We start from the raw sequence: 24,429 nt of genomic DNA, 5'->3' as shown, positions 1-24,429 counted from the left end.
ACTTTCAAGCCTGCAACGGTCACTCCAGGGGCGCGCCGGGGGCAAGGCCGGGCTGCTTTCATGGGCCAGGGCGGGAACTGGTGTGGCGGCGACACTTCTGCTAGGGTCCTGCCCGTCGGCGACCCCCTAGTGATGGGGTTGCTTCTCTGTTTCCAGGGGTGCCGGGCGTCCTTGCCCGGAAAGGGTGGATTATGGGTATCCAGACCATCGCGATTGCCGGCGACCACGCCAGTCCGGAACTGAAGGCCGTCCTGGCCGAACAACTGCGCGCCGCCGGTCACACGGTCCTCGACCTTGGCACCAACGGGCCGGAGTCGGTGGATTATCCCAGCTTTGCGGATGCTGTCGCTGCAGCCCTGGCCGATGGGCGGGCCAATGCTGGCGTGCTGATCTGCGGGACCGGTATCGGCATTTCCATTGCCGCAAACCGCCACCGCCACGTGCGCGCCGCCCTGTGCCACACGCCGACGGAGGCCCGCCTGACCCGTCTGCATAATGATGCCAACGTGCTGTGCCTGGGCGCGCGCACCATCGGCGTGGAGGTGGCGAAGGATTGTGTCGCCACCTTCTTCACCACGGAATTCGAAGGCGGCCGTCATGCCCGCCGTGTCGCGATGTTGGGCTAAAACGCCCGACCGGTACCAGAGGACCAGACGAACATGAGCATCCAGGGTTTCTTCACCGACAAGCTGTCCGACGCCGATCCCGAACTGTACGCCTCGCTGCGTCAGGAGCTGGGCCGGCAGCAGGATCAGATCGAACTGATCGCCTCGGAGAACATCGTCTCCACCGCCGTGCTGGAGGCCCAGGGTTCGGTTCTGACCAACAAGTATGCCGAGGGTTACTCGGGCAAGCGCTATTACGGCGGCTGCGAATATGTCGACATCGCCGAAACGCTAGCCATTGAGCGGGCGAAGAAGCTGTTCGGCTGTGAATATGCCAATGTGCAGCCGCATTCCGGTGCGCAGGCCAACCAGGCCGTGTTCATGGCGCTTTTGCAGCCGGGCGACACCTTCATGGGCATGGATCTGGCTGCCGGCGGTCACCTGACCCACGGCGCGCCCGCCAACCAGTCGGGCAAGTGGTTCAAGGTCGTGTCCTATGGCGTGACCCGCGACACCAACCTGATCGACTATGATGATCTGGAGGCCAAGGCGCGTGAGCATAAGCCTAAGCTGATCATTGCTGGCGGCTCCGCCTATCCGCGCCAGATCGACTTTGCCCGTTTCCGCAAGATCGCGGACGAGATCGGCGCCTATCTGATGGTCGACATGGCCCATTATGCAGGTCTGGTCGCCGCCGGCGTCTACCCCTCGCCCCTGCCGCACGCCCATGTCGTGACCACGACCACGCACAAGACCCTGCGCGGTCCGCGTGGCGGCATGATCCTGTCCAACGACCTGGATCTGGGCAAGAAGTTCAATTCCGCCGTGTTCCCGGGCCTGCAGGGTGGCCCGCTGATGCATGTTATCGCCGGCAAGGCCGTGGCCTTTGGTGAGGCGCTGCGTCCGGAATTCAAGACCTACGCCGCCAATGTCGTCGCCAACGCCAAGGTTCTGGCCGAGCGTCTGATCGCCGGCGGCCTGGACATCGTGTCCGGCGGCACCGACAGCCATATCGTGCTGGTCGATCTGCGTCCGAAGAAGCTGACGGGCAAGGCAGCCGAGCATGCGCTGGAAAGCGCCGGCATGACCTGCAACAAGAACGGCGTGCCGTTCGATCCGGAGAAGCCGTTCGTGACCTCCGGCGTGCGTCTGGGCACCCCGGCCGCCACCACCCGTGGCTTCGGCACTGCCGAGTTTGCGCAGGTCGGCGACATGATCGTTGAGGTGCTGGACGCGCTCGCGGTCAGCAATGGTGACAATGCAGCAGCAGAGGGCCGGGTGCGTGCGCGGGTACAGGAACTGTGCCGCCGCTTCCCCATCTACCCGACGCTGTGATTGACAAACCCCGGTTTCGGCCCCATGCCGGAACCGGGGTTTTCGTATCGGCAACCATAATAATCATGGAGGGCTCATATGCGCTGCCCGTTCTGCGGGAATGACGATACCCAGGTGAAGGACAGCCGTCCCACCGATGATGGGTCCGCCATCCGCCGTCGCCGTTTCTGTCCGGCCTGCGGCGCCCGCTTCACCACCTTCGAACGGGTGCAGCTGCGTGAGCTTTATGTGGTGAAGGCGTCTGGTCAGAAGGAACCGTTTGACCGGGAGAAACTGCTACGCTCCATGCGCATTTCCCTGCGCAAGCGGCCCGTGGATGCCGACCGGATAGACCGCGTCGTGAACTCCATCGTGCGACAGCTGGAAAGCAGCGGGGAAACCGAAATCCCCTCCACCCAGATCGGCGAGATGGTGATGAACCAGCTGGCCGGCATCGACAAGGTCGCCTATATCCGCTACGCGTCCGTCTATCGTGATTTCCGCGAGGCGGCGGATTTCAACGATTTCGTTGAAAAGCTGCGGCCCGAAGACAACGATTGAGCGGGGATGGCGTGACCGACGCGGCCCCGTCCTTCAGCGCGGATGACGCGGCGCATATGCGCTCTGCCCTGGCCCTGGCCCGGCGAAACCTGGGCCGTGTCTGGCCCAACCCGTCGGTCGGCTGCATCGTGGTCAAGGATGGTCGGGTTGTGGGCCGGGGCGTCACCGCCCCCGGTGGCCGCCCGCATGGCGAACCGCAGGCACTGGCCCAGGCGGGCGACGCGGCGCGCGGCGCCACCGTCTATGTCAGCCTGGAACCCTGTAACCACCATGGCAAGACCCCGCCCTGTTCGGAGGCGCTGATCGAGGCCGGTATTGCCCGTATCGTGGTGGCGTGTGAGGACCCAGACCCCCGTGTCTCCGGCGGCGGCATCCGCCGTCTGCGCGAAGCGGGCATCCAGGTTGATGTCGGACTTTGTGCGGAGGAGGCGCAGGCGGTCAATCACGGCTTCATTACTCGCATCCTGAAGGGCCGCCCCGGCGTCACCCTGAAACTGGCCACCAGCCTGGACGCCCGTGTCGCCACCTCGACCGGACATAGCCAGTGGATCACCAGCCCCGACAGCCGGGCGCGCGGCCACTTGCTGCGCGCCAATCATGACGCGATCCTTGTCGGAATCGGCACGGCGCTGGCCGATGATCCCGAACTGACCTGCCGGCTTCCGGGGTTGGAAGGGTGCAGCCCCGTGCGTGTGGTGCTGGACAGTCATCTGCGGCTGCCGACCAGCGCGAAGCTGGCCCTGGGGGCCGCCAGTGTGGCGCCTACCTGGGTGGTGACGCTGGCGGACGCTGACGGGCGCCGTGCTGCGAACCTGGAGGCGCTTGGGGTCCGCATCCTGCGGGTTGATCGCGATGAAACGGGCCGCCTGCCCATTGCCGCCGCCCTGACCGCCCTGGCCGGCCAGGGCATCACACGGCTTCTGGTGGAGGGGGGGGCAGCCGTGGCCACCTCATTCCTGAAGGCAGGGCTGGTGGACGGGGTTGAATGGTTCCGCGCCCCGATGCTGATCGGCGGCGATGGATTACCGGCAGTGGGCACCCTGGAGGCCGAAACGCTGGAACAGGCGATACGGCTTTTCCCAGTCGGTGACGAAACGCGCCGTTACCTCACCAGTTGATTCGGGTGCGGGTCAGCGCATCACCGCGCAAGTGCGGTCGCGACACTGGATCAGGACGAAACTGTCCTTCGGTGCCGCACAACTGACCTTATAGATCGTCTCCGCGATACGGCCCGTGACCTGCTTCAAGACTTCCAGTTTGGTCGGCTTGCAATTGGCGGACTGTGCCGCCTCCCGCGCTTCGGCCTGCTGGGCATTGACTGGCAGGGCGGATAGCAGGCACAGCATCAACAAAGCAGCCGGACGCCGCATCACGGCTTCTTGCGCTGGGTGAAGGCGGCGGCCAGGGCCTTCAGATTGTCGGCCTGTTCCTGCCCATCATCGGGCGGGGGTGCAGTTCCACCGCCGCCCGTGCCCATGCGGGCGATAATGGCGTCCATCATTTGCGGCGACAGTTTCTTTGGCCCCGTGGATGGGCGCGCCGCGCGTACCACGCCCTGACCGGGGGCCGGGGCCGCCGTAGTGATGGAACCGCCCCGGGCCACACGGTCCACGGCACTGCCGGCAATGGCTTTTAGAAACGGCTTGCACAGGCCGCGCAGCAATTGTTCGTCATCCAGCGCCCAGGCGATCAGCACACGCTGCGCCTGGCTGCGGCTGCCCTGTGCGGCCTTCAATGCCTCACGGATCTTGAGCGTGACATAGGTGTCGCTCATGGCCCGGCCCTCCCGGATGGATCAAAGGTTCCTAGATTAGCCAAGCAAGGCCCGGTTTCCCAAGTGATTTCGCGTCACAGGGCGGCCTGTACCTCTTCCGCGACGGGCATGGCGGTACCCGTGCCGACGCGCGTACAGGCGATGGAGGCCGCGACATTGGCATAACGCATGGCGGTCGCGAGATCATCCCCCGCCGCCAAACGGGCCGATAGGCTGCCAACGAAGCAGTCGCCGGCCCCCGTCGTGTCCACGGCCAGCACCTTGCGGCCCGGTACCAAGGTTTCACTGTCCAGCGTGACGGCCAGGGCCCCGCGCACGCCCAGCGTGGCGATGATCACCTGATCCGGGCGGCGCAGCAGGCGACGGGCCGCGGTGGCGATGTCGGCCACGGCGGCGTCGCCCGACAATTCCACGCCTGCGAAATGACCCAACTCCGTCTCATTCACCACCAGGATGTCGGTATCGGCCCACAGGCTGTCGGGGGCGTCATCCAGGGCGGGGGCGGCGTTCAGCAGGGTGCGCGCACCGGCGGCCCGGCCCTTGGCGAACAGGGCGGCGATGGTGGTGCGCGGCACCTCAAACTGGCTGACCAGGATGTCGCCGGGCGAGATGGCGAGACCATCGGCATCGGCGGGTACGATCTGCCTGTTGGCGGCGGGAATGACGACGATGCGGTTTTCCGCCGTCGCGTCCACCAGGATTAGGGCCGATCCGGTCGCCTCATCCGGCGAACGCCCCACATGGGTGGCGTCGATCCCCTTTTCGTCGAAGAAGGACAGGATGCGGTCGCCGAACATGTCCTGCCCGACCTTGCCCACAAAGGACACGGGCACACCCTGCTGCCGGGCGGCCACCGCCTGGTTCAGGCCCTTGCCGCCTGGCATCAACTGTACCGTCTGCCCATTCACCGTCTCCCCCGCCTTGGGCGCGCGTTCCATGGTGGACAGTATGTCGTAATTGATGGAACCGATGACAGTGACCTGGGCCATTGGGCTTTCCTTCTTGGGTGAATGTTCCTTCCTAACGCGTCCGGGGACGCCTTGGAAGCCTCACTCATGCCCCCAGGGTGCGGGCGGGGCGGCCACGGGTTTGGTCAGGTCGAAGACCATACGCACCACCCGGCCCGGACGGGACAGTTCGTAGGTGAAAGTCCCCTGCCCCTGTTCCAGCCCCCAGACATTCTGCTGCGCGCCGGGGGGCAGCTTATTGTCGGCGAACAGGGTTTTGGAGAAGGCGTCGGCGGGGAAATCCTGGCGCGCGGCAGTACCGAGGGCGATCGTGTCGCCGCCATATTGGGTCAGCTTATCCTCTGTCCCGTCGGCATGGCGGTGATCATGTTTCAGGCGAAGGCCCGTGGTGGTGCGGGTCACGATCCAGGTGCGCGACCGGTCCTCCCCCACATGCAGGGGGATGCGGACCTCTCCCGTCTTGCATTCGCGCACATGCATGACCAGCCGCTTGCCCACGAACGGATCATTGGCGGCCCCGCCCTCGTTCGTGGTGATCGTGCCTTCAAACGCCTTGCCGCACAGGGGCTGCAACGCCGCCAGGAAATCATCCGCTGGGGCGGCGGCGACGGGCAGGGCGATCAGCAATGACAGCGTCGCCAGAATGTTTCGGATATGCATGGACCCAACCTTTATCTTAATTATTTCGAAGCCGAAATGAAACAACCCACCCCGCTATTCAGCGAGGTGGGCCGATCTTAACCGACGGATGATCCCGGTTACAGGCGTTCGATGACCATGGCGATGCCCTGGCCGCCGCCGATGCACATGGTGATCAGGCCATAACGCCCGCCGGTCCGCTCCAGCTCATACAGCGCCTTTACCGTGATGATGGCGCCGGTGGCCCCCACCGGATGGCCCAGCGAGACGCCGGACCCGTTGGGGTTGACCTTGTCCGCCGGGAAGCCCAGCACCTTGGACACGGCACAGGCCTGGGCCGCGAAGGCCTCGTTGCTTTCGATCACGTCGATATCGGCAACGGTCAGCCCGGCACGTTCCAGCGCGATGGGCACGGCATGGACGGGGCCCAGGCCCATCAACTCAGGCTCCAGCCCGGCATGGCCCCAGCTGATGATGCGGGCCAGCGGCTTGGTCCCGCGCTTGGCGGCCTCAGCGGCAGACATCAGGACAACAGCGGCAGCACCGTCATTGACGCCCGACGCGTTGCCGGCGGTGACGGAACCGTCCTTCTTGAACACGGGCTTCAGCTTGGCGAAGTCGGCTTCCGTGGCGTCGGCACGGAAATGCTCGTCCGTGTCGAACAGCTTGGTGCCGCCCTTGACCTTCACCTCCACGGGCAGGATCTGTGACTTGAACCGGCCCTCGGCGGTGGCGCGGGCGGCGCGGCGGTGGCTTTCCAGGGCCAGCGCATCCTGGGTGGCGCGGTCAATCTCGTGCCGGGCGGCCACATTTTCCGCTGTGATGCCCATATGGATCTTGTGGAACGGGTCGGTCAGGACGGTAACCATGGCATCCACCACGGCGGCATCGCCCATGCGCTGACCCCAGCGGACCGAAGGCATGACGTGGGGCGAGCGGCTCATGCTCTCCGCACCGCCGGCCACGGCCACATCACATTCACCCAGCTTGATCATCTGCGCGGCGGAGATGATGGCCTGAACGCCCGACCCGCACAGGCGATTCAGGGTCAGGGCCGGGGCCTGCACCGGCACGCCGGCATTAACCGCAGCGACACGGGCCAGGTAGGCATCGTGTGGGCCGCTGGGGATCACCTGGCCCATCACCACATGCTGCACGTCGGCGGCGGCGATACCGGCGCGGCTCACGGCCTCCTTGATCACCAGCGTGCCCAGCTCGGCAGGCGCATGATCCTTCAGGCTGCCGCCGAAACCGCCAATGGCGGTGCGGGTGCCGGCAACGATGACGACGTCGTTCAAGCTGCTCACGGGTGATCCTCCCAGATCAATTATATTGCGGCGCAACAGATAAGCCTGATGTAGTGGCCTGGCAACCGCTACAAAAGCAAGGGGCGGGGAAGCACCGGCCTCCCCGCCCCTGATAAGCCCTTACTTGCCCGAGAAGTTGGGCGGGCGCTTTTCGGCGAAGGCGGCCATGCCTTCCTTCTGATCGGCCAGTGCGAAAGTGCTGTGGAAGACGCGGCGTTCGAACAGCAGGCCCTCCGTCAGGGTGGCCTCAAAGCTGCGGTTCACAGCTTCCTTGGCCATCATGGCGGCGGGGCGCGACATGGCGGCGATCTTCTCCGCCGTCTTCATCACCTCGTCCATCAACTCGGCCAGCGGGACCACGCGGGCCACCAGACCCGAGCGTTCCGCCTCGGCGGCGTCCATCATGCGGCCCGTCAGGCACATTTCCATGGCCTTGGCCTTACCGATGGCGCGGGTCAGGCGCTGCGTACCGCCGGCACCGGGGATGGTGCCGATGGTGATCTCCGGCTGCCCGAATTTGGCATTGTCGGCAGCAATAATGAAATCGGCCATCATGGCCAGCTCGCACCCGCCACCCAGGGCATAACCGGCAACGGCGGCGATGGTCGGCTTGCGGCAGGTGGCCAGACGGCCCCACTTCTTGGTGATGAAATCATTCAGATAGGCGTCCATGTAGGAGAAATTCATCATCTCTTTGATGTCCGCCCCCGCCGCGAAGGCTTTCTCCGAGCCGGTGACGACGATGACGTTGATGGCGGCATCATCCTCAAAGGCGTTCAGGGCCTTTTCCATGTCAGTCACCAGCCCGTCGGACAGGGCATTCAGCGCCTTGGGACGGTTCAGCCGGATGATGCCAACAGCGCCCTTGGTTTCCACCAGGATGTTTTCGTAGGTCTCGGTCATTTCACTCGCCTCTTATAATTGTTCCCTCAGACGCCGGGCGCCGCCATCCGGCGGCTTGGCTTACGGCGCATGTGCGCCGGGCCAGCAGTCGCTGACCTCCAATCTACCAAAGGGCAAGCCTCTGGTAGATTGGCATTATACGCCACCCAGCAACCGGCGGGCGATGATCACGCGCATGATCTCGTTGGTGCCTTCCAGGATCTGGTGGACACGCAGGTCGCGCAGGATGCGCTCCACCGGATATTCGCGGATGTAACCATACCCGCCATGAAGCTGCAGCGCATCATTGGCGACGGCGAAGCCGGCATCGGTGGCAAAGCGCTTGGCCATGGCGCAATAGAGCGTGGCGTCGGGATGGCCGGCATCGAGGGCTGCGGCCCCGCGATGGACCATCAGGCGGGCGGCCTCCAGCTCTGTTGCCATGTCGGCGAACTTGAACTGCAAGGCCTGGAACTCGTTTAGCTTCTTGCCGAACTGCTGCCGTACCTCCATATGCTCGCGGGCGGCATTCAGGCAGGCGCGGGCCCCGCCCAGAGAGCAGGAAGCGATGTTGAGGCGGCCGCCATCCAGGCCCTTCATGGCGATCTTGAAGCCATCGCCCTCGGCCCCCAGACGGTTGGCGACGGGGACACGGCAATCCTCAAAAATCACCTGCGCCGTGGGCTGGCTGTTCCAGCCCATCTTCTTTTCCTGTTTGCCAAAGGACAGGCCGGGCGTGCCCTTTTCCACCACCAGACAGGAGATGCCCTTTGGCCCAGGCCCCCCGGTGCGCACCATGACGACATAGATGTCAGACGCGCCGCCGCCGGAAATGAAGGCCTTGGAGCCGTTCAGGACATAATGGTCGCCATCCCGTTCTGCCTTGGTGCGCAAGGACGCAGCGTCGGAGCCGGAGCCGGGTTCGGTCAGGCAGTAGCTGGCGAATTTCGCCATGGAGAAAAGGTCGGGCAACCATCTGGATTTCTGGGCATCGTCACCGAACGTGTCGATCATCCAGGCGGCCATATTGTGGATGGAGATATAGGCCGCCGTGGAGGGACAGGCCTCCGACAATTCCTCAAACAGGATCGAGGCATCCAGCCGGCCTAGGCCCGTGCCGCCGGAAGCTTCCGAACAATAGATACCGGCGAAACCCAGTTCCGCCGCCTTGCGCAGCGTGTCGACGGGGAAAATATGGTGTTCGTCCCATTCGCCGGCGAACGGAGCCATATGTTCGGCCGCGAAGCCGCGTGCCAGATCCTGGATGGCGCGTTGATCCTCGGAAAGATCGAAATCCATCGGGCGGTCCTGTCTTTGATGATCGAAGATGGGCCAATGGCGGCGGCCCCGGACAATCATGCCGGGGCCGACCAATCACCGCAAAGGCGGCAATCACCCCATAGTCGGGATGACGAAGGAGGCACCGGAGCGGATGCCCGACGGCCAGCGCGACGTCACCGTCTTGGTCTTGGTGTAGAAGCGAATGCTGTCCGGGCCATGCTGGTTCAGATCTCCAAAGCCCGACCGCTTCCAGCCGCCGAAGGTGTAATAGGCCAGCGGCACCGGGATCGGCACATTGATGCCGACCATGCCGACGTCAACGCGGGCTGCGAAATCACGCGCGGTGTCGCCATCACGTGTGAAGATCGCAACGCCATTGCCATATTCATGGTCGGAGGGCAGCGACAAGGCCGTCTCATAATCCGGCGCGCGGACGACGGAGAGGACGGGACCGAAGATTTCTTCCTTATAGATCCGCATGTTGGTGGTCACGCGATCAAACAGGACGCCGCCGACATAATAGCCGCCTTCATAGCCCTGCAGGTTCACGTCGCGGCCATCAACCACCAGTTCAGCCCCTTCCTGTACGCCGATATCGACGTAGGACTTCACCTTCTCCATATGCTGGCGGGTGATGACGGGACCGAAATCGGCCTTTTCATCGGTGGAGGGACCGACGCGCAGGGTACGGACACGCGGGGCCAGCCGTTCGACCAGGGCATCCGCCGTCTTCTCACCCACCGGCACCGCCACCGAAATGGCCATGCAGCGTTCACCAGCGGAACCATAGCCGGCGCCGATCAGGGCGTCGGCCACCATGTCCAGATCAGCGTCAGGCATGATCAGGGCATGGTTCTTGGCCCCGCCAAAGGCCTGCACGCGCTTACCGTTGGCCGTGCCACGGGTGAAGATATATTCGCCGATGGGCGTGGAGCCGACGAAGCCGATGGCCTTGATATCGGGATGATCAAGGATGGCATCGACCACTTCCTTGTCGCCATTGACGACATTCAGGATGCCCTTGGGCAAGCCCGCCTCATACATCAGCTCCGCCAGCATCAGTGGCACCGACGGGTCGCGTTCCGACGGCTTCAGGATGAAGGCATTGCCGCAGGCGATGGCCGGAGCGAATTTCCACATGGGGATCATGGCGGGGAAGTTGAACGGCGTGATGCCGGCAACAACGCCCAGCGGCTGGCGCATCGAATACATGTCGATGCCGGGGCCAGCGCCCTCCGTGTACTCACCCTTCAACAGGTGCGGGATGCCGATGGCAAATTCCACGACCTCCAGGCCGCGTTGAATGTCGCCGCGCGCGTCGGGCAGGGTCTTGCCATGTTCCAGGGCCAGCTTCAGCGCGATCTTCTCAAAATCACGGGCCAGCAGTTCCAGGAACTTCATCAGCACACGGGCGCGCTTCTGCGGGTTGGTCGCGGCCCAGGCGGGCTGGGCGGCCTTGGCATTGGCGACAGCCTCAGCCAGTTCCACCGTGCTGGCCAGCGGCACCTCGGCCGAGATTTCACCTGTCATGGGGGTGAAGATGGGGGCGAAACGTCCAGACTTGCCCTCAACACGGGCGCCGCCGATGAAATGGTACAGCTTCTCGACCAAGTGATCCTCCCTGGGTTATTGCAAGGAAGGTGGCACGGGACCAGGCGCACGACAAGGCGCGGTTTGGCGCAAGCGAGTGTGCGTGAATGCCAATAGCGGCCCTCATACGCGCCGCCTGTGCAGTTCCGCTTTGTGGCGACAGATCCCCTTTTGGCAGGCTATATCTGCGGGACGGCGCGCAACCTGTCCTCAGGGGCAAGGGCGTGCATCGACCGATATTCAGGGGCAAGGAGTCTGTCGTGGCAGTTGCGTCCCAGGGTACCCATGATCTGCTTGCCGATGCTATTGCCAGCCTGACATTGTGGAAGTCATCACCCTTCTTCGTACAGATCAATGGTTGCTCGCCGGTTCCGAACGACCCGCTCCATTCCCATATTGCTGGGCGTGGGTTATCTGGCCTGATTGTCGAACCGGTTCTTGCGCGTTATCAGCAACTAGTGCAAGGGACTCAGGCGCTGCCACGCGTCAAGGCGGTTCACGCCAGCATCTCCGGCATCGACGGTCAGCGCCCGCTTTGGTTTTTTAATGCAGAGGCCTTTTCCAGGGGTATCCTGCCGCCGCATCTGGCCACCGTTATCACCTTCTCCCAGGAATCCCTGCTGGCAGATATCTCTGTGCTGGGGGGCGCAACAGCCGAAGACACGGCCCGCGACCTGCTGGCCTCGCTGCTTGACCAGACAATGGTGCGTGCTGTCCGGCTTGATACGCTGTTCCGTGAACAGGGCGTGCGGCAAGTCGACATTCTACGGTTCAACAGCGATGGCTATGGTTTGGACATCCTGAACGCCTTCGATTTCAAGCGGGCGCGACCGGCGATCGTCCATTACCGCCACGGGGGACTGAGCGTCGCGGAACGCCGAACCGCTGCTGAACTCTTGATGACGCAAGGCTATCGCGTCGCTATCCAGGGCGAGGATACAATCGCCCTGCGTGACGGGCAGGCCATTGTCAGTGCGCATACCCCCAGCCTGTTGGCCGTGGCCACGCGATTGCTGACCGAGGGACGTATGGCGGATGCGCTCAATATAGCCGACCACCTTGTGATGTTGAACCCAGAGCATGCTGAACCCCTTGCCCTGCGGGCCCGGTGTCATCAGAGCCAGGGCAATCTTGTTGAGGCACTGGAGGATTTCATCCGGGTGCGGGATATCACAGGTTCACTCACCGACCACCTTCCCTTCGTCTCTGCCCTGCTGGATCAGGCTTTGCCGCGTATTGCCACACTGTTCAGCGAGGGGGGATTTGACGAACTGGCTCGCTATATCGTGCCGGTGACCATCCTGCTCCCCGACCATGCTCCCTTTCTGGAGGTCGCGACCCGGACCATGGTTCTGCTGAACCGTGAGACGGAAGCAACCCGATGCGCACAGTTGCTGCTGCCCCTGCGGCCCGAAAACGAGCTGTGCCTGCATCTGCTGACCACCAAATCCCGAAATGAACGGGATTGGCCGACCTTCCGGCGACTTGTCACGGCATTGGCGCGCAAGGCAAACTCCATTGTCGAACCGCAGGTCCGGCAGTTGCTGATTCTTGAACTGCTCAATCTGCTGATCTGTCCCGGCCGACCCGGGCCAGAGGATCAACGCCTTGTCGATGAAATGACAGGCATCACCCTGCGACTGACCGCCGGCCATTTGCCAGGTAGTGATGCCGAGAAGGACGCCTGGGTCGCCCATTTCGACGCGGTATCGCGTGGCATACGATTGGCGGAGGAGTTGGGGCCGGTACCAACCGGAACCGCGGCGGCGCCGGCCAGGTTGATGACGGCGCGCGGACTACCGTTGTCACCCGCCGGTCTGCAGGCAAGGGCCAAGGAACTTTCCGCCCGCACCGTGCTGCTGGTCGCCGCCGATGAGCGGTATTTCCGGCGCTATGCACGGCTGTTTGTGCTGTCGGCCCTCCGCAACCTTGATGTGCCCGCGCTGATCATTGTGCATGTGATTGGCGGCGCGGCGCGAATGCGGGAATTAGTAGACGTTATTGGTATCGACGATGACCGGCTGATCCTGACATCTGATGATTTCGATCCGTCGCAGGTCAAGACAACATGTATCGCCGATCCGCAGACGCCGATTCCCAACCTGCCGGTCGCACATTTCCAAAGTGTGCGCTTCGAACAGGCTGACTATCTTTTGCACACGCTCAATCTCCCTGTTTTCGTTGCCGATATTGATAGTCTGCTGCTGCGCGGTGTGGGAGACTTGCTGCACCGCATGCAGGGCAAGGATGTCGTTTTCAACTGCAATGACTTTGCACGAATGGTCTGCAGCCTGTTGACAGCGAACCTGCTGTTGATCGCCCCGACGGAAACGGGTCGCGCTTTCTCAGGCTTTCTACGCCAATATCTGTCCCTTGCACTGTCTCGGCCGAGCGTATCGCGCTGGATTGATCAGATCGGCCTGCTGATGGTGCGGAACCATGTGCAGACCGTTGTGCCAACCGCCAACATCGATTATTTCGCCACGGAAAGTGACATCAACAACATTGTATACCGCCAACTGATCAATCCGGACCGATATCGGTTCTTCGCCCTATATCAAAAGTTTGACCTGTCCTCGTTGGCCCCACTGATTCGCAGCTGGGAACGGGACCTATCGCTATCGACCAGCACCTTGCCATTGGGGTAGGAATAGGCCGGATTCACCAAAGCAAATTATTGATATTAAATAGAAATCCAAAATTTTTTCTACGGAGCCCGCCAGCCTGTCGGGAAACCATTAAGGATTTCAGTAAAAAGCAACCTAACCCTTTGGGGGGTAGCTACGACCTTTCCGCGCGACATTGAAGATGTATGTTTCCTATGAAGTCTGTCAGGGGAGACATCACAAGTGCAACATCATGACGGTGTTCATCTGCGCATGATGCGCACCTCACGCGGGATGAGCCTGGCGGCTCTGGCCACGTCGGCGGGGCTGTCGAAAAGCGAAATATCGAAGCTTGAGAACGGTGTCCGGCCTTTCCGCCCGGACCACGTTATCCGGCTGGCCAAGATCTTTGGTGTCGGTCCGACAGAAATGCTGTCGCCCGCCAGCCCGCTGCGCACGATGCTGAGCGAGAACAAGGCCGATACGGAATTGCCCCTGTATGAAGGGCGCGATCTGGCTCGCGATGGGGTGGATGCCAAGAGTGCCGGTTCGATACCCCGCGCACCGCAGATGCGCAGCATCGCCGGTGCCTACGCCGTAACGGTCCATGATCTGTCGAACGCGCCCGCCATTGGGATCGGTGCAACCTTGCTGGTCAATCCCAATGCGCCGGCCAATGTTGGCGATCTGGTCATCAACCGCCTGAACTTCAGTCCGATTGCCTTCTACCTGCGGCAAGATGACGAGGGCGTGATCTATGGCATGACCCTGTCCCGCCGCCGGGTTGAGTTGTCAATCGAGGATGTAGAGAAGCTGCACAAGGTGGCCGGAATCTGGTTCCCACATTGAGGCACACTTAAGCGCCCCTTGACGCCCGCCCTGCCCGGCCCCGACATTCGGGGTCGGACATTGCGGGAGAGGAACGAATGGTGGACGGTTCCGGTGGCATTGCCGCGAAGACCATCCAGGCATTGATGGCTAGTGAACGCGCGCGCTTCATTGCGGCTCACCCCGACGCCGCCGCACGCGCAGGTAACGGCTTACCCGGCTTCTATCAAGGCGTACCAATGCATTGGATGCGGGATTGGCCCATGCCATTCCCGATGTTGGTGACGGGCGCGCAGGGCGCCACCTTGACCGACAGTGACGGCCATGTATTGGCCGATTTCTGCCTGGGTGATACCGGATCGATGTTCGGGCATTCGCCGGAACCGGTGCGCCAGGCCCTGGTGGCGCAGTCGGCTCGCGGCCTTACCTATATGTTGCCAACTGATGATGCGTTGGCCGTCGGTACGCTGCTGCGCGACCGGTTCGCGCTGCCGCATTGGCAGGTGGCGACAACGGCAACGGACGCCAATCGCTTTGCCCTACGCGTTGCACGTGCCGTGACTGGTCGCGTTAGAATCTTGGTTTTCAATGGTTGCTACCATGGGACTGTGGATGAGACATTCGTGCGGCTGATTGACGGCGCACCTGTCAACCGCCCCGGCCTGCTGGGTCAGTTCACCGATCTGACCCAAGGCACGCGGGTGGTGGAGTTTAATGACCTGCCTGGCCTGGAGGCTGCCCTTTCCGACAGAACGGTAGCCTGCGTGATCACCGAACCGGTGCTGACCAACTGCTGCATGGTTCTGCCCGATCCGGGGTTTCATGAGGCACTGCGACGTCTGACGCGCGAAACGGGTACCCTGCTGCTGATTGATGAGACGCATACGATCTCGACCGGTCCCGGTGGTTACACGCGCGAATATGGGTTGGAGCCTGACATGTTCGTGTTGGGCAAGCCCGTTGCGGGTGGGGTGGCGGCCAGTGTCTGGGGCTTCACCGACGAGGTGGCGCGCCGGCTGGATGCAGTACGGGCGGTGACACCGCCGGGACATTCCGGCATGGGCACTACCCTTTCTGCCAACGCCTTGGCCCTGGCCTGCATGCGCGCAACCCTGGAACAGGTGATGACCGACGCGGCCTATGCCCATATGGAGGCGCTGGCGAAGCATCTAGCAACCGAGCTATCAGGCGTGATTGATCGGCTGGGTCTTCCCTGGCATGTGGTGCGGGTCGGCGCGCGGGTGGAGTTCATCTGCGCCCCCGGCCCCTTGCGCAATGGAACCGAGGCGGAGGCGGCGCATGCGGGGCCGCTGGAACAGGCCATCCATCTGGCGCTTCTCAATCGCGGCGTTCTGATCGCGCCGTTCCACAATATGATGCTGGTCTGTCCGGCCACGACGGAGGAACAGGTAGACCGGCTGATCACCGCCTTTTCGGAGGTGGCCGGCATCCTGGCGCAGGGGAAAGCCACATGACCACGCGTATCGGCGAATGGGTAGAGGCCGAAGCCTTTCTGGCGGCACATCCCGATGTGGAGGCTGTCGATATCGTCCTGACCGATGCCAACGGCATCGGACGTGGCAAGATCATTCGCCGGCATGAGGTGGAGGCACTGTACAAGCAAGGCCGGCATCTCCCCTCCTCAATCCTAGGTCTGGATGTGACGGGGGAGGATGTGGAGGAGACGGGGCTGGTCTGGTCGGTGGGCGATGCCGACCTTCGCGCCTGGCCCATCGCCGGTACCCTGGTCCTGCTGCCCTGGACATCACCCAGGCGGGCACAGGTTCTGGTCAGCCTGTACCATCTGGATGGTCGCCCGCATGGAGCCGATCCGCGCCACGCCATGGCGGCGCAGATCGACGCGATGGCGACGGACGGGCGTTACCCCGCCGGGGCCTTCGAACTGGAATTCTATCTTCTGGATGCCGAACCCGGCCCTGATGGCCGCCCATGCCCGGCAGCCATGGCGCTGGACGGTCGTCGGCATGGACAGGTGCAAGTCTATGGCCTGGATGATCTGGACGGGATGCAGCCGTTTTTCGGGCCCGTCTATCAGGCCGCGAAGGCGCAGGGTCTGCCCCTGGAAACCCTGATTTCCGAATATGCGCCGGGCCAATATGAGCTGACGCTGCATTATCGCCGCGATCTTCTGCGCGCCGCCGATGATCTGGTGATGCTGAAGCGGCTGGTTCGGGCCATGGCACGGCGGCAGGGGATGGTGGCCTGCTTCATGGCCAAACCATTCGCGGCGCAGGCTGGATCGGGGATGCATCTGCATGTATCGCTGAATGACCGCCAGGGGCACAACCTGTTTTCGGAGGATGAGGGCGCGGTGTGCCCCAATCCGCAGTTGCTTCATGCCATCGGCGGTCTGGCAGCGACCATGGGGGATGGAATGCTGGCATTCGCACCGCACGCCAATTCCTGGCGCCGGTATGTGGCCAAGCTCTATGCACCGGTGCAGCCCACCTGGGGTGTTAACGACAGATCGGTTGCGTTACGGATTCCTGCCGGACCGGTCACGGATCGGCGCATTGAACATCGACTTGCTGGAGTTGATGCCAATCCCTACTTGGTGGGGGCAACCGTCCTTGCCGGGATGCAGCGCGGCATGGCGCATACCATCGATCCGGGGCCGGCAGCGGAGTATCAGGGCTTTACCCAGGAAACGCCCTTTGCCCGCGCCATGCCTGGTGACTGGCGTGCTGCCATCGCACAGGCCCAAGGGTCGGACTTTCTGAAGGATGCGCTGGGGGCGGACCTGCACCGTTCCTTTATCGCGATCAAGCGGGCTGAACTATTCCGTGTTGCGGGCTATATCCCTGATATAGACTACCAACTATACCTATATTAGGCTTGAACATCTCCTTTTGATTGATGTTATTGGTGTCGGCGTGGATAGTGAGCCTGCACTATTCATCGTCCCATCCCATGCGCCTGTTATCAGCCCTGACATTGCTGCTGTTGCTGACCCTACCATCATTGGCCGGGGTGGCGGGTCTATCCGACCAACCCACCGCCTTTCCGCCGGGCGAGGGGGCGCTATGGCTGGGTTTGGAGGTGCCGGAGGACAGTGTCGCTGCGGTCAGTGTCGGCATGCGGCCCGTGAAGCCACTTGCCGTGACGGTGCGCCAAGGCGACTGGGGCGCGCAGACGGATGTGACGCTGGAACTGGCCGAGGCACGCGGCCTGTTGCCCAATCTGGTGTTGGACAGCAGCGGGCACGGTGGCGACATGACGGGACGGCTGGACAGCCTGCTTCTGGGCTGGACGCGCGGCGGGGTGGAGGTCACAGCAGGGGCGGCCCGATCAGGGATGGGGGATGTGAGACCGGTTCTGCAGGTAGTACTGCCCGTGAAGACGCCGGTACCGTTTATCAATGATACCTGGATTCGGGCCGGGGTCGGCGGTGTGGATGGGCCAATGTTGGGTGCCGGGTGGTCACCGGAACCAGGACGCATGTTGAGCATCACCTGGCTGCGTGACCGGGGGCTGGTGGCGGGGATCACGGAACAGATTGCAGGGGATGACCTAGCCCAGCCGTATTTCGGACGATCACGGCAACCCGATGCCGGAGCATGGACGGATATCGGACCCTTCATGTCACCGGGCGGGGCGCTGCATGCCGCCCTGGCCGACCAGCATCCGACGTCGGATAGGGTGAGCGTGGCCAGCCACCGTCTGGGCCTTCCCGGCGTGTCGGCACGGCTCTACGCACCCGATCTGCGGAAATGGAAACGCCATCGGATCAGTGCAGCCGAGATCCGTCGGGGTACGCGTTTTGAGCGCGCACTGACGCCGGAAAAGCTCGCCCATCGTTGGGAAATGACGCTGGATGCGACGATGGAGGTGGAGGCGGGGCCGCGCGGATATCCAGCCGCGAGCCGTGCATCCGCTGGTGCGCAACTTCACCTGTTGCCTTGGTCGGGATTGATCCTGACGGCGGAGGGACGGGCGGCAAATGCGAGTAACATTCCCCTGCCCCGCTGGTATCCCCCGTCAAAGGGGCGGGACGATGCGGCCCTGTATCTTTATCGACGGTTCAGTCTGGACCGGGCACAAATGGCGTTTGTGCACGCGGTGACACCGTCGCTGGACGTGTTGGCTGAAATCGGGCACCTGGACCCGATGTATGGCGGCGGCGGGGGGGAGCTACGCTATCAGCAACTAACGGCACGTTGGTCGCTGGGGCTGGCCGCGCACCATGTCTGGAAACGCCCGCCCAGCGTTGAAACGCTTTATCGGGGCAGTGGCCGCACAACCGGCTTTGTTACTGCCGGCTGGGAAGGACGGGACGGGGGTAGCCGCAGCGAACTGTCATTTGGCCGTTATATGGCCGGTGATCTGGGGATGACGTTCACTCTGAGGCGGCAATTTGGATCGGGTCTGGAACTGGGTATGGACGCTACGGCGACGACACGCTCCAGCCGCTTGGGCCTGTCCGTGACCTTGCCGCTGATCGGGCTGGGTCAGCATGTGGAGACGCTGGCCCGTGTGAAGGTACGCCCCCTGGCGCGCGAATATGCAGAAAGGCTGGACCGTGCCATCACCCTGTCCGACCTGCGCCACGCCGCCGGCTATGCCAGGGTGGTGGGGGACTGGGATAAAGGATTCAGGCGACGATAGCGCCGGCCCGGTCACGCCGCTTTGCGTAGAATTATGCCTTCTTTATCTGGACTGGTCACAATAGGGATCATGATGATGGCGTCCAGGCCACCGTCCGGGCGGTTGGACAGACGGATATCGCCCCCATGCCCACGCACGACAGAGCGGGCAATGGAAAGTCCCAGCCCGACACCGCCGGTGCGGCGATTGCGCGACGCCTCCAGCCGTACGAACGGCTCAAACACGCGCTCCATGTCAGGTTCCGGGATACCGGGCCCGTCATCAGCAACAATAATCTCTGCCCCGGCCCCATCACTGCGGATGGAGACGCGGGCGGTGCCGCCATAGGCCAGGGCATTTTCGATCAGGTTACGGATGGCACGGCGCAGCGAACTGGTCCTGCAAATCAGGGGCAGACGGTCGGCCGCGCTGAAATGCACGGGATGGCCGGTATCGGCGAAATCATCGCAGACGCTTTCCACCAGGGTGGAGAGATCGGCACGCACCGCCTCCTCCCCAAGCTCCTCCCGCGTGAAGGAGAGCGTAGCCTCGACCGTAGACCGAAGCTCATCCAGAGTTTCCAGCATACGGGACTTTGTTTCCCCCTCATCCAGCAACTCCACCCGCAGGCGCAGATTGGTGATGGGAGTGCGCAGGTCGTGGGAAATGGCAGCCAGGATGCGGGTACGGTCATCCACGAAGCGCCGGATGCGGGCAGCCATGGCGTTGAAGGCATTGGCCGCGCGGCGCACCTCCTCCGGTCCGCGTTCCGTCTCCAGCGCAGGAACCGCCTCCCCCCGGCCCAGCCGGTCGGCGCTGTCGGCCAGATCACGCAAGGGGCGCGACAGGCGGCGGGAGATGTAGAAGGTGGCGGCGGCCACCATCAGGATGGAGGTCAGCAGCGTCCAGGTGGAAGTGGAGGACCAGACCGTGGGCTGTACCATGCGGCGATTGACGGCGTTCAGCCATTGCCCATCGGCCAGGCGGACGGAGAATTTCATCCCCATTTCCACCGGCTCAATCGCGGCCCAGGGATTATGGAACCAGGACGGCTCTGCATTCTCTGCCCGGTTCCACATCTTGAACTGCACAGCACTGGGCGGCAGGTCCAGGATATCGATCAACCGGTCGCGCACAGCCATGGCCTGTGGGTCGGTCAGTTGATAATCGGGCGGGATGGCGGGGGTATCATCCACCGAATAGCGCGTTTCGCGTGCGCGTATGGCGGCCAATGTGTCGGCCCGGTGTTCGCGCGGCAGGGTGCCCATGACACGCGTGGTGGCCGCGATGCGCAGCAGCGTCTCTTCAATATGGGTGCGGCGGACGGTGGCGGCCTTGTCGTCCAGCGATGCCGTCCAGCTTGCAAATTTCGCCACCAGCATGGCGCCCACCAGCAGCGCCACCATATGGGTGAACAGGCTGCGCGGATGGCGCAGGACGGACATCACCCCCTTCATGCCGCCCGAACCTCCGTCGCCAGGCAGTAACCACCCCCCCAGACCGTCTTGATCAGGGTGGGATTGCGGGGATCGGGTTCGATCTTGCGGCGAAGGCGGCTAACCTGATTGTCGATGGAACGGTCGAAGACATCGGCCTCCCGCCCCTTGGTCAGATCCAGCAACTGTTCGCGGGTAAGCACCATGTTGGGATGGCGCACAAATGCCTCCAGCAGCGAAAACTCTGCCGTCGATAGCGAAACGACGACACCATCAGCCCCGGTCAGTTCGCGACGGTTCAGGTCCAGCATCCAGCCATCAAACGAAAGTCGGCTTTCATCAGCCTTTTTCCGCGCACCGGTCACGGGTAATGAGTGGCTGCGGCGCAGAACGGCGCGGATGCGGGCCAGCAGTTCGCGCGGCTCAAACGGCTTGGTCACATAATCATCGGCACCCATTTCGAGCCCGACGATGCGGTCCGTCGGTTCCCCTATGGCGGTCAAGAAGATGACGGGTGTGTCCATCGTCTCCCGGATATGGCGGAACAGGCTGAGCCCATCCTCCCCCGGCATCATGACATCCAGCACGATCAGGTCGGCGGCACAGGCGCGCAGTCGCCGCCGGGCCACCGCCGCATCCTCTGACGCGGTCACCCGCATCCCATGTTTCTCCAGGAAGCGGGTCAGCGTCTCCCGAATGTCGCGATGGTCATCAACCAGGAAGATATGGGGATTGTCAGCGGCCTGCATGGATCGGTAATGGCTGGATAAAGATTACACGAAGATGGCACGCAAGGGCATGCACGGGAAGGCATGACCGCGTACCAAATTGTATCGGTTTGTGACGGGTTGCGGCCTTGACCCGGCGATTGCACGCGGAAAAGATGGCGACCCGGTCCCATGATGAAGAACACCGTCCCATGTCCGCCAAGGCCACCCCCGCCGTCAACACCCTGAAATCCGCCGGCGTCGCCCACCGGCTGCTGGAATATGATTATGACCCGGATGCCGATGCCATCGGCATGGCCGCCGCTGCGGCCCTTGGCGTTGATCCGGCCATGCTGTTCAAGACACTGGTGTCGGACGTGGAGGGGGTGGGGCTGGTCTGTGCCGTTATCCCATCGCCTGCCCGGTTGGACCTGAAGGCGTTGGCCAGTGCGGTGGGGGGTAAACGGGCGGCCCTGGCCGATCCAAAGGCGGCGGAACGGGTGTCCGGTTACGTGATCGGCGGGATCAGCCCGCTGGGCATGCGCAAGCGTCTGCCGACCTTGATCGATGCAAGTGCAGGAACCCTGACCGAGGTGATCATGAATGGCGGACGGCGGGGATTGCAGATCGCAGCGGCACCGGCGGATATTGTCCGGGTGCTGGGGGCGAAACTGGCACCTATTACCGTAAACAAATAACAAGCATTTGGTATTGTTATTATATTAGTCAATTTTGATAAATCTGTAACCCAATCGCCATAGGTCCAAGAACCACACCGACAGAGCGAATGGATAGCTATCGTACCCGTGCCATCTGCATATACATTTTGGGGAGTTAACCAGTTCTACGAGTCAACGGTAGGCGGGGCGACCATGACGGCGATCATCGACACCCAACTGCCCGATGGGCTGCTCGACTCCGGGGGGTGCGGCCTGATGAATGAAGAGGTCCTGCGGCTGCGCACGCTTGACCGCTATCAGGTGCTGGACAGTCAGCCGGAGCCGCAGTTCAACCGTATCGTTACCCTGGCCAAGCGGGCGTTGCGTGTCCCCATCGCCCTGATCTCCCTGGTTGATGAGGAGCGTCAATGGTTCAAGGCGCGGGATGGTTTGAACGTTGAGGAAACGCCACGGTCCCTGGCGTTTTGCGATCATGCCATTCGCCGGCGTGGGGTGATGGTGGTGGAGGATGCGCGTCTGGATGTCCGTTTCCGGGACAATCCGCTGGTCACCGGGGAGCCGGGTATCCGGTTTTATGCCGGTGCCCCCCTGATCACCCGGGATGGACAGGCGCTTGGCACCGTCTGCGTTATTGACCGCGTGTCCCGCAGCTTTGACGATGATGATCGCGAAACCCTGACCGATCTGGCCGCCATCGTCATGGATGAGCTTGAGTTGCGTCTGGCCAATCGCGAACTGGCGGTGCTGGCACAGACGGACTCCCTGACCGGGTCCCTGAACCGCCGTACCTTCTTCTCCCTGTCAGAACGGGAGATCGGGCGCCGACGGCGCACGGGGTGTGATATCGCGGTTCTGGTGCTGGATATCGACCATTTCAAGAAGATTAACGATACCTATGGGCACAGTGCCGGCGACCGTGTGCTGGCCCAGTTCGCGGATCAGATCGGTCAGACCATCCGTGTGCAGGATGTCTTTGCCCGGTTGGGCGGAGAGGAGTTCGGCCTGATCCTGCCTGATGCCAGCCTGAACCAAGCCGTCGAAACGGGTGAGCGTTTACGACGCATCGTGGAGCAAACGCCCATCCACACCGATGCCGGCCCCATCAAAATTACGGTCAGCATGGGAGCCGCCATGGTCAAGCCGGGCGAGGGCAGCGTGGAGCCGGCCCTGCAACGTGCTGATCAGGCGCTCTATCGCGCCAAACATTGCGGACGCAACAGGGTGGTAGCGGCGTGATCGGTCACGCCGCCGACCAGCCTCCACCCAGCGCCCGGTAAAGCGCTATGGCCGCCTGCAGCTCCGACAGGCGAACCTGCGTCAGCTGATCCTGCGCCGACAGCAGCGAACGTTGGGCGTCCAGCAGGGTCAGCAGGTCGGTCGCCCCTTCGCGATAGCGGGTTTCGGCCAGCCGGAACAATTCGCGGGCCAGACGCACTGCCTCTTCCTGCAGGACCCGCTGCTTTTCGGCGTTGCGGGCCGCCGCCAGAGCCGTTTCAACATCGGAGAAGCCGGTCAGGATGGCCTTGCGGTAGGTTTCCATCAGTTCCACGCGGCGAGCCTGTGTCACCTCCACCTGCGCGCTGCGGCGGCCACCGTCGAACAGGCTCTGCGCCAGCGACAGGCCCATGTTCGCGACGGCGGTGGGGGCATTGACCAGGCTGGACACACCACCGCCCGTCAGATTGCCGGACAGGTTCAGGGTGGCGGACGGGTAAAGGGCGGCACGGGCGGCGACAATGTCGGCGCCGGCGGCTTCCAGTTGCTTCGACGCTGCCTTCAGGTCAGGGCGGCGTTCCAGCAGATCAGCGGGCGTCCCCGCACCCGTGGCCGGCAGACCCAACCCGCCCAGACCTTTGGCAGACAGCGACAGATCGGCGGGCGCACGGCCCAGCAGCACAGCCAGAGCGTTGGATGCCGCCAGTTCCTGCTGGCGCAGGGCCGGCAGGGTGGCACGCTGGCTGGTCAGGGCCGTGCGCTGCTGCGCCACCTCCAGGGCCGTGGCGGCACCGTTGCGGAAGCGGGCATCGACGACGGCCATCACCCGTTCGGCCAGGGTCAGGTTCTCCTCGGCACTGCGGATACGGTCACGCAGGGACAGGACCTGGAAATAGGTGTTGGCGACGGTGGAGGTAACGGTCAGCGCCACCGTTTCCTGATCCAGCCGGCTGATCGCGGCACTGATCGCGGCACTGTCGGCGGTGGCGCGGTTCGCGCCCCAGAAATCCAGCTCGTAACTGGCCGAAAGGCCTGCATTGGCGCTGCTGCGGCCCGACCGTCCGCCAGCACCGGACAGGTCAGTTTCCTGCCGGCTGATGCCAGCACTGGCATTGACGGTGGGCAGCAGGTCGGCCCCCGCCGCGCGGGCGCGGGCATCGGCCTGCAACAGGCGGGCGGCAGCGGCGGCAAGATCGGGGTTGGCCGTGCGCGCATCGGCCAGCAGCGACACCAGCTCCGCCGATCCGAAACCACCCCACCAATCGGCGGCGGGCCAGGGGCTGGCGGCATTGGTACCATCGGCCTGTGTCCAGGTGGTCGGCGGGGCGATAGGGCTGGCCGTGCTGCCATAATCGCCCTGCGCGCAGCCCGACAGAAGGGTGCCGGACAGCAGCAGCGACAGGAACAGGCGGGAATGTCTGACGATCATGC

The 24,429-nt window shown here is 63.3% G+C and carries 22 protein-coding genes; 11 read left to right on the top strand and 11 right to left on the bottom strand.

Annotated elements, in window-relative coordinates; genetic code table 11:
- Positions 1 to 191 precede the first annotated feature (191 nt).
- From rpiB to ribD, 4 genes are all read left to right on the top strand, one after another.
- A complete protein-coding gene (rpiB, locus tag C0V82_RS23550; protein WP_102114860.1) occupies positions 192 to 626 on the top strand; it encodes a ribose 5-phosphate isomerase B in 435 nt (144 codons plus the stop codon).
- Positions 627 to 659: 33 nt separating this feature from the next.
- Positions 660 to 1,940, top strand: coding sequence for a serine hydroxymethyltransferase (gene glyA, locus C0V82_RS23545; RefSeq protein ID WP_102114859.1), 1,281 nt, complete (start codon positions 660 to 662; stop codon positions 1,938 to 1,940).
- A 78-nt stretch (positions 1,941 to 2,018) separates the two neighbouring features.
- Positions 2,019 to 2,480 (top strand): transcriptional regulator NrdR, encoded by a 462-nt coding sequence (gene nrdR / locus C0V82_RS23540; RefSeq protein WP_054168191.1) that lies wholly within the window; start codon positions 2,019 to 2,021, stop codon positions 2,478 to 2,480.
- Positions 2,477 to 3,598: a bifunctional diaminohydroxyphosphoribosylaminopyrimidine deaminase/5-amino-6-(5-phosphoribosylamino)uracil reductase RibD gene (gene ribD, locus C0V82_RS23535; protein WP_342752441.1), complete on the top strand. Its 1,122-nt coding sequence runs from the start codon at positions 2,477 to 2,479 to the stop codon at positions 3,596 to 3,598. The genes nrdR and ribD overlap by 4 nt, the downstream gene beginning before the upstream one ends.
- Before the next feature lie 12 nt (positions 3,599 to 3,610).
- Here ribD and C0V82_RS23530 read toward each other — a convergent pair whose 3' ends face one another.
- The 8 genes from C0V82_RS23530 to C0V82_RS23495 all read right to left on the bottom strand — a co-directional run bounded on the left by C0V82_RS23530 (position 3,611) and on the right by C0V82_RS23495 (position 10,942).
- The gene (locus C0V82_RS23530; protein ID WP_102114858.1) at positions 3,611 to 3,850 is read right to left on the bottom strand and encodes a hypothetical protein; all 240 of its coding nucleotides are present in this window, start codon (positions 3,848 to 3,850) and stop codon (positions 3,611 to 3,613) included.
- Positions 3,850 to 4,254: a hypothetical protein gene (locus tag C0V82_RS23525; protein WP_102114857.1), complete on the bottom strand. Its 405-nt coding sequence runs from the start codon at positions 4,252 to 4,254 to the stop codon at positions 3,850 to 3,852. Before C0V82_RS23525 ends, C0V82_RS23530 begins: the two co-directional genes overlap by 1 nt.
- 74 nt (positions 4,255 to 4,328) lie before the next feature.
- Positions 4,329 to 5,243 (bottom strand): ribokinase, encoded by a 915-nt coding sequence (locus tag C0V82_RS23520; protein WP_102114856.1) that lies wholly within the window; start codon positions 5,241 to 5,243, stop codon positions 4,329 to 4,331.
- Between the two features lie 60 nt (positions 5,244 to 5,303).
- Positions 5,304 to 5,882, bottom strand: a complete 579-nt coding sequence (locus tag C0V82_RS23515) for a hypothetical protein (protein ID WP_102114855.1) — start codon at positions 5,880 to 5,882, stop codon at positions 5,304 to 5,306.
- A gap of 98 nt (positions 5,883 to 5,980) precedes the next feature.
- Complete coding sequence (locus C0V82_RS23510; protein ID WP_102115173.1) at positions 5,981 to 7,159, bottom strand: acetyl-CoA C-acyltransferase family protein; 1,179 nt, start codon at positions 7,157 to 7,159, stop codon at positions 5,981 to 5,983.
- A 129-nt stretch (positions 7,160 to 7,288) separates the two neighbouring features.
- A complete protein-coding gene (locus tag C0V82_RS23505; RefSeq protein ID WP_102114854.1) occupies positions 7,289 to 8,071 on the bottom strand; it encodes an enoyl-CoA hydratase in 783 nt (260 codons plus the stop codon).
- Positions 8,072 to 8,206: 135 nt separating this feature from the next.
- Positions 8,207 to 9,349, bottom strand: a complete 1,143-nt coding sequence (locus C0V82_RS23500) for an isobutyryl-CoA dehydrogenase (RefSeq protein ID WP_102115172.1) — start codon at positions 9,347 to 9,349, stop codon at positions 8,207 to 8,209.
- Positions 9,350 to 9,442: 93 nt separating this feature from the next.
- Positions 9,443 to 10,942, bottom strand: a complete 1,500-nt coding sequence (locus C0V82_RS23495) for a CoA-acylating methylmalonate-semialdehyde dehydrogenase (RefSeq protein WP_102114853.1) — start codon at positions 10,940 to 10,942, stop codon at positions 9,443 to 9,445.
- 239 nt (positions 10,943 to 11,181) lie between these two features.
- Between C0V82_RS23495 and C0V82_RS27645 the strand changes: the two genes are divergently transcribed.
- The 5 genes from C0V82_RS27645 to C0V82_RS23470 all read left to right on the top strand — a co-directional run bounded on the left by C0V82_RS27645 (position 11,182) and on the right by C0V82_RS23470 (position 18,981).
- Positions 11,182 to 13,569, top strand: a complete 2,388-nt coding sequence (locus C0V82_RS27645; RefSeq protein WP_102114852.1) for an FkbM family methyltransferase — start codon at positions 11,182 to 11,184, stop codon at positions 13,567 to 13,569.
- A 201-nt stretch (positions 13,570 to 13,770) separates the two neighbouring features.
- Positions 13,771 to 14,376 carry a helix-turn-helix domain-containing protein gene (locus tag C0V82_RS23485; protein WP_102114851.1) on the top strand — a complete coding sequence of 202 codons (606 nt, stop codon included), beginning with the start codon at positions 13,771 to 13,773 and terminating at the stop codon, positions 14,374 to 14,376.
- 77 nt (positions 14,377 to 14,453) lie between these two features.
- Positions 14,454 to 15,830, top strand: coding sequence for an aspartate aminotransferase family protein (locus C0V82_RS23480; protein WP_102114850.1), 1,377 nt, complete (start codon positions 14,454 to 14,456; stop codon positions 15,828 to 15,830).
- On the top strand, positions 15,827 to 17,209 hold the full coding sequence (locus C0V82_RS23475; protein ID WP_102114849.1) for a glutamine synthetase family protein: 1,383 nt from the start codon (positions 15,827 to 15,829) through the stop codon (positions 17,207 to 17,209). Before C0V82_RS23480 ends, C0V82_RS23475 begins: the two co-directional genes overlap by 4 nt.
- Positions 17,210 to 17,286: 77 nt before the next feature.
- Complete coding sequence (locus C0V82_RS23470; protein ID WP_158660163.1) at positions 17,287 to 18,981, top strand: YjbH domain-containing protein; 1,695 nt, start codon at positions 17,287 to 17,289, stop codon at positions 18,979 to 18,981.
- An 11-nt stretch (positions 18,982 to 18,992) separates the two neighbouring features.
- On the opposite strand, the gene C0V82_RS23465 is transcribed toward C0V82_RS23470, so the two are convergent.
- On the bottom strand, positions 18,993 to 20,417 hold the full coding sequence (locus C0V82_RS23465; protein ID WP_102114847.1) for a sensor histidine kinase: 1,425 nt from the start codon (positions 20,415 to 20,417) through the stop codon (positions 18,993 to 18,995).
- Positions 20,414 to 21,145 carry a response regulator gene (locus tag C0V82_RS23460; protein ID WP_102114846.1) on the bottom strand — a complete coding sequence of 244 codons (732 nt, stop codon included), beginning with the start codon at positions 21,143 to 21,145 and terminating at the stop codon, positions 20,414 to 20,416. The genes C0V82_RS23465 and C0V82_RS23460 overlap by 4 nt, the downstream gene beginning before the upstream one ends.
- A 134-nt stretch (positions 21,146 to 21,279) precedes the next feature.
- Between C0V82_RS23460 and ybaK the strand changes: the two genes are divergently transcribed.
- Complete coding sequence (ybaK, locus tag C0V82_RS23455) at positions 21,280 to 21,801, top strand: Cys-tRNA(Pro) deacylase (protein WP_245924291.1); 522 nt, start codon at positions 21,280 to 21,282, stop codon at positions 21,799 to 21,801.
- A gap of 174 nt (positions 21,802 to 21,975) precedes the next feature.
- Entirely contained in the window at positions 21,976 to 23,019 is a 1,044-nt protein-coding gene (locus C0V82_RS23450) for a GGDEF domain-containing protein (protein WP_102114845.1), read from the top strand.
- Between the two features lie 4 nt (positions 23,020 to 23,023).
- Here the strand turns inward: C0V82_RS23450 and C0V82_RS23445 are convergent, their stop codons facing one another.
- Positions 23,024 to 24,427 carry an efflux transporter outer membrane subunit gene (locus C0V82_RS23445; RefSeq protein ID WP_102114844.1) on the bottom strand — a complete coding sequence of 468 codons (1,404 nt, stop codon included), beginning with the start codon at positions 24,425 to 24,427 and terminating at the stop codon, positions 23,024 to 23,026.
- Positions 24,428 to 24,429 lie beyond the last annotated feature (2 nt).

Source organism: Niveispirillum cyanobacteriorum (assembly GCF_002868735.1).
Taxonomy (GTDB): Bacteria; Pseudomonadota; Alphaproteobacteria; order Azospirillales; family Azospirillaceae; genus Niveispirillum; species Niveispirillum cyanobacteriorum.
Note: the sequence above shows the minus strand (reverse complement) of the source record. Positions and strands in the feature narration are given on the sequence as shown.

What these genes read in the sequence shown, in the direction of transcription:
- rpiB (WP_102114860.1), top strand. Translation starts at nt 192, where the DNA reads ATGGGTATCCAGACCATCGCGATTGCCGGCGACCACGCCAGTCCGGAA.
- C0V82_RS23460 (WP_102114846.1), bottom strand. Translation starts at nt 21,145, where the DNA reads ATGCAGGCCGCTGACAATCCCCATATCTTCCTGGTTGATGACCATCGC.
- nrdR (WP_054168191.1), top strand. Translation starts at nt 2,019, where the DNA reads ATGCGCTGCCCGTTCTGCGGGAATGACGATACCCAGGTGAAGGACAGC.
- C0V82_RS23475 (WP_102114849.1), top strand. Translation starts at nt 15,827, where the DNA reads ATGACCACGCGTATCGGCGAATGGGTAGAGGCCGAAGCCTTTCTGGCG.
- glyA (WP_102114859.1), top strand. Translation starts at nt 660, where the DNA reads ATGAGCATCCAGGGTTTCTTCACCGACAAGCTGTCCGACGCCGATCCC.
- C0V82_RS23470 (WP_158660163.1), top strand. Translation starts at nt 17,287, where the DNA reads ATGCGCCTGTTATCAGCCCTGACATTGCTGCTGTTGCTGACCCTACCA.
- C0V82_RS23500 (WP_102115172.1), bottom strand. Translation starts at nt 9,349, where the DNA reads ATGGATTTCGATCTTTCCGAGGATCAACGCGCCATCCAGGATCTGGCA.
- C0V82_RS23520 (WP_102114856.1), bottom strand. Translation starts at nt 5,243, where the DNA reads ATGGCCCAGGTCACTGTCATCGGTTCCATCAATTACGACATACTGTCC.
- C0V82_RS23450 (WP_102114845.1), top strand. Translation starts at nt 21,976, where the DNA reads ATGACGGCGATCATCGACACCCAACTGCCCGATGGGCTGCTCGACTCC.
- ybaK (WP_245924291.1), top strand. Translation starts at nt 21,280, where the DNA reads ATGGCGACCCGGTCCCATGATGAAGAACACCGTCCCATGTCCGCCAAG.
- C0V82_RS23505 (WP_102114854.1), bottom strand. Translation starts at nt 8,071, where the DNA reads ATGACCGAGACCTACGAAAACATCCTGGTGGAAACCAAGGGCGCTGTT.
- C0V82_RS23445 (WP_102114844.1), bottom strand. Translation starts at nt 24,427, where the DNA reads ATGATCGTCAGACATTCCCGCCTGTTCCTGTCGCTGCTGCTGTCCGGC.
- C0V82_RS23465 (WP_102114847.1), bottom strand. Translation starts at nt 20,417, where the DNA reads ATGAAGGGGGTGATGTCCGTCCTGCGCCATCCGCGCAGCCTGTTCACC.
- C0V82_RS23515 (WP_102114855.1), bottom strand. Translation starts at nt 5,882, where the DNA reads ATGCATATCCGAAACATTCTGGCGACGCTGTCATTGCTGATCGCCCTG.
- C0V82_RS23525 (WP_102114857.1), bottom strand. Translation starts at nt 4,254, where the DNA reads ATGAGCGACACCTATGTCACGCTCAAGATCCGTGAGGCATTGAAGGCC.
- C0V82_RS23480 (WP_102114850.1), top strand. Translation starts at nt 14,454, where the DNA reads ATGGTGGACGGTTCCGGTGGCATTGCCGCGAAGACCATCCAGGCATTG.
- C0V82_RS23530 (WP_102114858.1), bottom strand. Translation starts at nt 3,850, where the DNA reads ATGCGGCGTCCGGCTGCTTTGTTGATGCTGTGCCTGCTATCCGCCCTG.